Annotated in this window: 4 protein-coding genes; 3 read left to right on the forward strand and 1 reads right to left on the reverse strand. The window is 65.6% G+C overall.

The features are described from left to right. Positions 1 to 10 precede the first annotated feature (10 nt). From CH285_RS01380 to CH285_RS01390, 3 genes are all read left to right on the forward strand, one after another. Complete coding sequence (locus CH285_RS01380) at positions 11 to 865, forward strand: ABC transporter permease (RefSeq protein ID WP_032365640.1); 855 nt, start codon at positions 11 to 13, stop codon at positions 863 to 865. A gap of 81 nt (positions 866 to 946) precedes the next feature. Further along, complete coding sequence (locus CH285_RS01385; protein WP_176458062.1) at positions 947 to 1,801, forward strand: glycosyltransferase; 855 nt, start codon at positions 947 to 949, stop codon at positions 1,799 to 1,801. Between the two features lie 148 nt (positions 1,802 to 1,949). Further along, the gene (locus CH285_RS01390; RefSeq protein ID WP_032393438.1) at positions 1,950 to 2,885 is read left to right on the forward strand and encodes an esterase/lipase family protein; all 936 of its coding nucleotides are present in this window, start codon (positions 1,950 to 1,952) and stop codon (positions 2,883 to 2,885) included. 70 nt (positions 2,886 to 2,955) lie between these two features. Here CH285_RS01390 and CH285_RS01395 read toward each other — a convergent pair whose 3' ends face one another. Beyond that, positions 2,956 to 8,814 (reverse strand): amino acid adenylation domain-containing protein, encoded by a 5,859-nt coding sequence (locus tag CH285_RS01395; RefSeq protein ID WP_094643271.1) that lies wholly within the window; start codon positions 8,812 to 8,814, stop codon positions 2,956 to 2,958. Positions 8,815 to 8,920 lie beyond the last annotated feature (106 nt).

The raw sequence follows: 8,920 nt of genomic DNA on the forward strand, positions 1-8,920 counted from the left end.
CGAGTCCGAGATGACGATGACAGAAGCGTCGGTGAACGCTGCACGCGTATCCAACCTGACCTTTCCCGAACCCAACATGGCCCTGCGAGAAGGGTCGATTCGTGCGCTCGGGACACACAGCCTGATCCAGGCCAAACGACTTCTGATGCGATGGATGCGCGATCCGTCGACGATGATTCAGGCGTTGCTGTACCCCGCGTTGATGCTGGTCATGTTCCGTGTAGTGCTCGGGAACTCGATTTCCGCGGCCACCGGATCGCCGGCGATCTACGGCCAGGTGCCGATGATCGCCCTGGTCGGAGCCATGTTCGGGTCCATCGTCAGCGCCGTCGGCCTCAAGGGCGAACGAAAGTCGGGTCTGTTGGCTCGGTTCTGGACAACGCCCACTCACCGTGCGGCCGGCCTCCTGGGCAGGATGATTGCCGAAGCAGTTCGGGTGCTCGTGACCACCGTGGTCATCATCTGTGCCGGTGTAGCGCTGGGGTTCAGGTTCACCCAGGGAATTCAGGCCGGCATCTTGTTGCTGCTGATTCCTGTCGTGTTCGGTATTGGGTTCGCAGTCATGGTCACGTTCCTCGCCACGGTGGCCGGCGACGCACCACTGGTCGAAGTGGTGTCGATCTTCTGCACGTTGTTGATGTTCTTCAATGCGGGGTTCGTCCCCGTCCTCGCGTATCCGCTCTGGCTGCAGCCGGTGGTTGCAGCGCAGCCGATGTCGGTTGCGGTCTCCGCGATGCGCGCGCTGGCACTCGGAGGGCCCGTCATGACTCCGATTCTCCAAACTCTCGCGTGGTCTCTGGGAATGGTCGTGATCTTCCTCTACCCTGCGATTCGGGGGTACAAGAAGGCATCTGCGTCGGGCTGATCGCGTCGCCCGGGCCGACATTTCTACGTTGGGGGATTCGTTGTGGTCGACCGGGCACGACCTGAGCATCCGTCGGTATCGGTGATCATTCCTGTCGGTGGCCTCGATCCGCACTTGGACGCACAGTTGCAGGCTCTGGCCGATCAGGATGTCGGGTTTCCGTTCGAGGTGCTCGTTGCGGACAACACGCGAGGCGGGGACCTCGGCGAATACGTACTCACTCATCCTTTGCGAGAGCGGCTGCGGCTCAGGTCGGTCGATGCTTCCCGCGAGACCGGAGCGGGTTACGCACGCAACTGCGGTGCCCGAGAGGCGTCCGGCGATCTGTTGGCGTTCTGCGACTCGGACGATGTCGTGCACTCGTCGTGGCTCACCACGCTCGTACAGGAGGCGTCGTCGTTCGATGTTGTCGGTACTGCGGTCGAAACCGACACGCTGAACAGCGTCCGGGCGCTGTCGTGGACGCCCACGACAGCGCCGGAGAACCAGGGCCGCACCGACTTCCTGCCGTTCGCGATCGGCGCGAGTATGGCCTGCTGGGCATCGGTCTACAGCGATCTCGGCGGCATGGACAACCGCTACCGAGCAAGCCAGGATGTCGAGTTCAGTTGGCGGGCGCAACTGGCGGGCTACACCTTGGGGTTCAGTACCGAGGCAGTAGTGGCGTATCGACTGCGTGACGAGCTACGCCCTCTCCTGCGCCAGTCTTTCCGCCTCGGGTTCGGCTTCGCCAAGCTTCGCGGAATCTACCGGCCTCAGGGGTGCCCGGCACTGAAAGTGCGCCGAGTCGCGTCCTGGTGGATGGCGCTGCTGCTGCGCAATCCCCTGCTGCCGACCTCGCTGACCGGGATGTCACGCGGCCATTGGCTGCGTGCGTTCGTCATCCGGGTCGGCGAGCTTCGCGCAGGAATCAGATACGGAGCCATCGGTTGGTGATGTCCACCACACGGGCTCGCCGACCGGCCTGCCCGACCGGCACCCTTGACCTGCACGCCTGTTACGCCTGTGTGTCCGGCTGTTACGGTCGGGGACGCAGATGCAGGTGACAGCGGCGGATTCCCACGCCCCGGACGAGATAGAGGCCATGCCGAAGAAGTTCACGAGAGTATTGCCCACGGCGATTGCTGTCGCGGTGGCCGGTGCCCTGTCCTTCACCGGGACGGGCACAGCGGTCGCTGCGCCCTCGCCCACCGGAACCTCGGTTTCTGCCACGCCTACCCTCGAGGGTGCCAACGACTTCGGCTGTGTTCCCAGCGCGGCCCATCCCCGTCCGGTCGTGCTCGTCCACGGAACCAAGATGGATGCGTCCACGTGGAAGATCCTGGCACCGCAGCTGAAGAGCGAGGGTTACTGCGTCTTCGCACCCAACTACGGCGGAGTATCGCTGCTGCTCGACCCGGGCACGACCATCTGGGGCTCCGGCGACATCGCTGAGTCGGGCCGTCAGATCGGCCGTTTCGTCGACGAAGTACTCGCGGCGACCGGTGCCGAGCAAGTCGACATGGTCGGCCATTCGCAGGGTGGCACCGCCACTCGGCAGTACATGAAGTTCGATGGCGGCACCGATGCGCAGGACCCCGCCCGCAACAAGGTGCACACACTGGTCACACTGGGTGCCACCAACCACGGCACGACCTTCGGCGGTTTGCAGCAGCTCTCCGAACTGCTCACCTCGCTCGGCCTGCCCGGCGACGCACTCACCCCCCTGACATACAACATGGCGGGTGCCCAGCAACTCATCGGTTCGACGACGCTGACGAGCTTGAACGAAGGCGGAGACGTCGAACCAGGGGTCGAGTACACCGTCATCGCCACGCGCAACGACACCGTCTCGACACCGCCCGCGAACACCTTCCTCAAGTCCGGCGACCCTGCGATGGTGCACAACGTCTGGGTTCAGGACGTGTGCCCCACGGCGACGACGTCCCACGTCGGTCTCGTCGCCGATCCCGCTCCCCTGTACATGGTGAAGACCGCACTCGATCCCGATTACGCAACCACCACGCCCGCACCCTGCTGAACATTCTCCACACGCAACGACGAAGGCCTCACGACACGATGTCGTGAGGCCTTCGTCGTTGCCGAACGGACTACCGGTGCAATTCCGCGTCCAGCACGGGCCCGATCTCGGTCGATGCCGGCGACGACGCCATCTGCCAGTGGGTCGAATGGACCGGGACGACCGTCACGCCCTCGCTCAGCGCACCGCGCCACGTCGCCGCCGCCACGTTGCCCGTGGGATCGTCGGTGACCGATGCGAACAGCAGCGCTCGTCCTGTGAAGGTCTGTGGCACATAGGTTTCGATGAGCTCTGCCGATTGTGCGATCCCGTCGAGGATCCCGGCGACCCGTTCGCGGGAAATCGAGTCGAAAGGTGCCGGCATCGACTTCAACAGTTCGGCCACGGAGTCGACCGTGAGTTCACCGATCTCGAGGTGGTTGCCCGCACCGACACCCAGCCCGCCGAGAATCTCGTCCGCCGATACCGGCCTGTCGACGAGGTGGTCCGACCCACCCGCAACGAACGAGTCCATCATGGCCAACGTCGAGACCTCGTGGCCCTCACGTTGCAGTTGCACGGCCATCGCATGCGCGATCAGTCCGCCCATGGACCACCCCAGCAAGTGATACGGGCCCGACGGTTGCACGGCGCGAATCTTGTCCACGAATACCGCAGCCCACTGTTCTATCGACTGCGGCACAGGTTCTGCACCGGACAGCGCGGGCGACTGCAATCCGTAGATCGGACGGTCGTCGCCGATGTGTGACGCCAGGGCACCGAAGGCCCAGGACAGACCCACGATGGGGTGGATACAGAACAGCGGGGCCGAAGAACCGCCTACCCGTAGAGGTACCAGGACCTCGAGCCCGCTTGCTTCCGCTCCGTCGACTCCCGATGCCGTGGCAGCAGTGATCCGTGCCGCAAGGGAGGCAACGGACGCGTCCACGAACAACCAGTTCAGAGGAACAGGCCGACCACCGAGGGCCCCCTTCAGCGCGGAGACCAACTTGACGGCCAGCAGCGAGTTGCCGCCGAGCGAGAAGAAGTCGTCGTCGAGTCCCACGCGTTCGACTCCCAGAACGTCCGCGAACACACCGGCAACAGCTTCCTCCACCGGTGTCTGCGGCGACCTGAACTCGCGGGTCTCGAACTCCGGACTCGGCAGCGCCCGACGATCCAGCTTTCCCGCAGCGTTGAGCGGTAGAGCGTCGAGCACCACGAAGGCCGACGGAACCATGTAGGACGGCAGCGCAGAAATTGCCTCCGCCCGAACGAGCTCGACATCGATGTCGGTACCGGGAGTAGGAACCAGGTACGCCACCAACGACTCACCGACCGCCGAGTGCGACACCACGACGACAGCCTGACTCACCGACGACCGCGCCGTCAGCGCAGTCTCGATCTCTCCCAACTCGATTCGCTGCCCACGGAACTTGACCTGAAAATCGGTGCGACCGATGTACTCGAGCCGATCGGCATCCATCGACCACCGCACCAGATCACCGGTCCGGTACATCCGCGTCCCCACGCCGTCGAACGGGTTCGCCACGAACCGCTCCGCCGACAGGTCCGGTCGCGCAACGTAACCCCGCGCCAACTGCACACCCGCCAAGTACAACTCCCCCGGAACGCCCGCCGGTACCGGATGCAGACGCGAATCCAGCACGTGCACCGAGGTGTTCCACTCGGGCACACCGATGGACGCCGATCCGGACCCCGCCCCGTCCTCGGAGACATCGCGATAAGTGACGCTGACCGCCGCCTCGGTAGGCCCGTACAGGTTGTGCACCCGCGCATCCGACACTGCCCGCCAGGCATCGACGGTACCCGCGGGCAGCGCCTCACCGATGACGAAAACATGCCGCAGCGACGAGATCGACTGCGCCGACACCGCTTCGACGAACACCGTCAGCATCGACGGCACGAAGTCCGTCACGGTCACCCCGTGCCGCGCGATATCGGCGGCGACCGCCTCGACGTCACGCTGCGCGCCCGGGGCCGCCACGATCAACCGACCGCCGGTTCGCAGCGGCAGGAAGAAACCCCACAGCGAGACATCGAACGTCGTCGCCGTCTTCTGCAGGTACACATCCGACGCATCGAGACCGTATTCCTGCGCCATCCACGCCATCTGGTTGACGATGGCCCGGTGTTCGATCGCCACGCCCTTCGGACGACCGGTCGACCCGGACGTGAACAACACGTACGCCAGGTCGTCCCCGGCGGCGCGCGGAAACACCACCGACCCGGACGGCTCCGGTGGATCGGTGATGTCGACGACCGGAACAGCGGTCGCCGTGACGAAACCATCTCTGGCCGTGGACAACACGACCACCGGGGCGGCCGTGTCGAGAATGTAGTCGTTACGTTCGGTCGGCTGATCCGGGTCCACCGGAACGTACGCCGCGCCCGATCGCAGCACCGCATACATGCCGACGACCAACTCGACGGACCGCCGCATCGCGAGCCCCACCAGAACACCTGGCCCGGCACCGTGCTCCTGCAACAGCTGCGCAGTCGCGTCCACCCGAGCCGAGAACTCCCGATACGTCAGCGACCGTTCGCCGAACACCACCGCGACCGCGTCGGGCGTGTCGGCCACCACCCGATCGAAGCCGTCCAACAACACCTCGGCGGATTCGATGGCCACCTCGTCGCCGTTGCCGCGCACCATGATTCGTTCACGCTCGGCCGAATCGAGAACGTCGATATCACCGACCACGCCATCCGGACGAGCGGTCACCGCCTCGAGTACAGCCACCAACCTTCGCCCGAACGACGCCACCGTCGACTCGTCGAACAGATCCGTCGCGTACATCAGCTCGCCGGCCAGACCTGCGCCGTCTCCGAGTTCGGTGAGCGTCACCTGGAGATCGAACTTTGCCGACGCCGCCCCGGACCCGAATGCCTCGACGCCCAGATCGGGGAGCTCGAACGAACCCTGGGAGAAGTTCTGGAAGAACAGCGCTACCTGGACCAGCGGGTGCCGCCCTTGCGATCGCACCGGATCGAGTACCTCGACAAGACGCTCGAAGGGTACGTCCACATTGTCGAATGCCTCCAGGTCGGAGGTACGTACGGCATCGAGTACCGCACCGAACGAGGCGCCTCGAGCGATCTGCGTTCGCAGGACCACCGTGTTGACGAACATGCCCACCAGGTCGTCCAACCGTGCGTCGCCGCGACCACCCACCGGTGCTCCCACGGCGATGTCGGACGTCCCGGACAACGTGGCCAGCAGCACCGCCAACGCTGCGTGCACCACCATGAACGCGGTGGCGTCGTGCTCGCGTGCACACTCAAGTACGCGGGTGTGCAGTGCAGCGTCGATCTCGAACGCCGTCACCGCCCCCTGTCCCGATGCGACCCGCGGGCGCGGCCGGTCGGAGGGCAGATCCAACTGCTCGGGGAGGCCGTCGAGCGTGCGACGCCAATAGTCGATCTGCTTGCGGGCCACAGACTTCGGATCCGATTCGGAGCCGAGCATGTCGAGTTGCCAGAGTGTGTAGTCGACGTACTGGACCGGCAGCGGTGCCCACTGCGGTGCCGATCCGCCGTGCCGCGCGAGGTAGGCCGTCATGACGTCGCGGGACAGCGGGGCCATCGAGAGCCCGTCCGCCGATATGTGGTGGGCAACGAAGGCCAGCACGTACTCGGGTGCTGCACCGGCGGGGTCCGTGATGTGGAACAGCCGGACACGAAACGGGATCTCGACGGTGACGTCGAATCCCCGGGTGAAGAACTGTGTGACCGCAGCGAGCGCGTCGTCACGAGCGATGCGGACCACGTCCATCCCGACGTGCGTCTCGGCCTCGTCCCGCACCTGTTGATACCCGACACCGTCGATCTCCGGATACACGGTGCGCAACGATTCGTGTCGACCGACCACGTCCCCCACGGCGGCCTGCAGCGCGTCGACATCGAGTTCTCCGCGGAGCAACAGAGCGACCGGCACGTTGTTGAGGGCGGAATCGGTGTCGAGGCGGTTGAGGAACCACATGCGCTGCTGTGCAGACGACAGCGGGATGCGCTCGGGCCGCTGCCTCGACGTGTCCAGCGCAGCTCGAACCGGACCGTCCGCCGAATCGGCGGCCTGCGCCAAGGCCTCGACGGTGGAGGACTCGAACACCGAGCGCGCCGGAACGTGGACGCCCAGAGCCGAACCCAATCGAGCCGCGAGCTGTGTGGCGATCAGGGAGTTACCCCCGAGCGCGAAGAAGTCGTCGTCCAGGCCGACCCGTTCGACCCCGAGCAGCTCGACGAAGATATCGGCCACCACATGTTCGGTAGTGGTCGACGGGGGCCGGAACTCCGCGGCCTCGAACACCGGTTCCGGCAGTGCGTCTCGGTCCAGCTTGCCGGTGGGAGTCAGCGGGATCGAATCGATCCGTGTGATCACCGAGGGCACCATGTGCGCAGGCAGACTCCGCCCGGCCTCGTCCAGCACCCGGTCCAGGTCGACGTCGGTCCCTGCCACCGGCAGTACGTACGCTGCGAGAACGGTTGCGCCGGTGGGACTGCGGTGACCGAGGGTCACCGCGAAATCGACCCCGTCCTGCGCGGTGAGAACGGCGTCGATTTCACCGAGTTCGATTCTGAAGCCTCGGATCTGGACCTGAAAGTCGTTGCGGCCCAGGTATTCGATGGCCCGTCCGGACGCCACTTCCCGCCAGCGCACCAGGTCACCGGTGCGGTACAGTCGGCTCTGCTCCGAGTTACCCTCGGTTGCATACGGATTGGCGACAAAACGCGCTGCGGTCAGCGCGAATCGTCGATGGTATCCCCGCGCAAGGCCGGCACCGGTCAGATACAGCTCCCCCGGCACCCCGGCGGGCACCTGCCGCAAACGGTCGTCGAGCACGTGGTAGCCCATGTCCTTGGTGGACGGCCCGAGCAGCACGGCTTCGCCCGCGTTCAAGGGCGGCGAGATGTTGCACACCATCGACGCTTCGGTGGGGCCGTAGACGTTGTGAAAACGTCTGCCCGGTGCCCACTTCGACATCAGTTCCGAGGTGAAGGCCTCGCCGCCGATCGCGAGCACTCGCATGTCGGGCACCTCTGCCGGATCGAGTGAGGCCAGCGCCGCCGGGGTGATGAACGCATGGCTGACGCGGTGGCTGCGGAGCATGTCACCCAGATCGGAACCGCCGTAGACGCCGGGCGGGACGATGACCATCGTCGAACCTGCGCCCACAGCCATCAGTAGCTCCAGCACGGACGCATCGAAGCTGGGGGACGCGAAATGCAGTGTGCGCGAATCGGAGTCCAGCCCGTAGATCTCGACCTGAGTGGAGGTCAGCGGTGCCAGCCCGGCGTGGGAGACGGCGACGCCCTTCGGCAGACCGGTCGAGCCGGAGGTGTAGATGACGTACGCGAGCGTGGACGGGCGAATCGGTGCCCGTCGGTCGTCCGCCACGACGGGATCGTCGGACAACCCCTGGAGTGCACCTTCGGTGTCGGACGAGTCGAGGCTGATCCACGACACCGACGTCGGCATCGATTCTTCGAATTGTGTTGCAGTGACACCCATTCGCACGCCGGAGTCGTTCACCATGTGCGTGATGCGGGCGGCTGGGTAGTTGGGGTCGATGGGCACGAATGCAGCACCGGTCTTCGCCACGGCCCACACGGCCGTGACAGATTCGATCGAACGGGTCAGTGCCAGTGCCACGAAATCCTCGGGGCCGACCCCGCGTTCGATGAGCAGCCGGGCCAGCCCGGACGACCGGGAGTCGATCTCCCGATAGGTGAGCGACCGGGTGCCGCACTCCACCGCTATACCGTCCGGGTTCTTTTCCACCGCCGCGGCGAGCAGAGTCGGCAGCGCGACCGTACGGGCCGGTCGCTGTCGGGTGGGTCGTGCACGGGTAGGCCTGGGGCGGCTCGACCGTCCACCCACTCGGCCGCCCGACTCGGACGGTGTGCCGGTCGATCCATCCGAACTCATCTGAACTATGACTCCTCACCAGTGTTGCCCCGCGCTCGGTCGTGGACGACGCGTCGGCCGATCCGACCGTTCATCGTCCACGACGCGGCGAGCGTTGCAGTTCGCC

The organism is Rhodococcus sp. 05-2256-B1 (genome assembly GCF_002258465.1).
Lineage (GTDB): Bacteria > Actinomycetota > Actinomycetes > Mycobacteriales > Mycobacteriaceae > Rhodococcoides > Rhodococcoides fascians.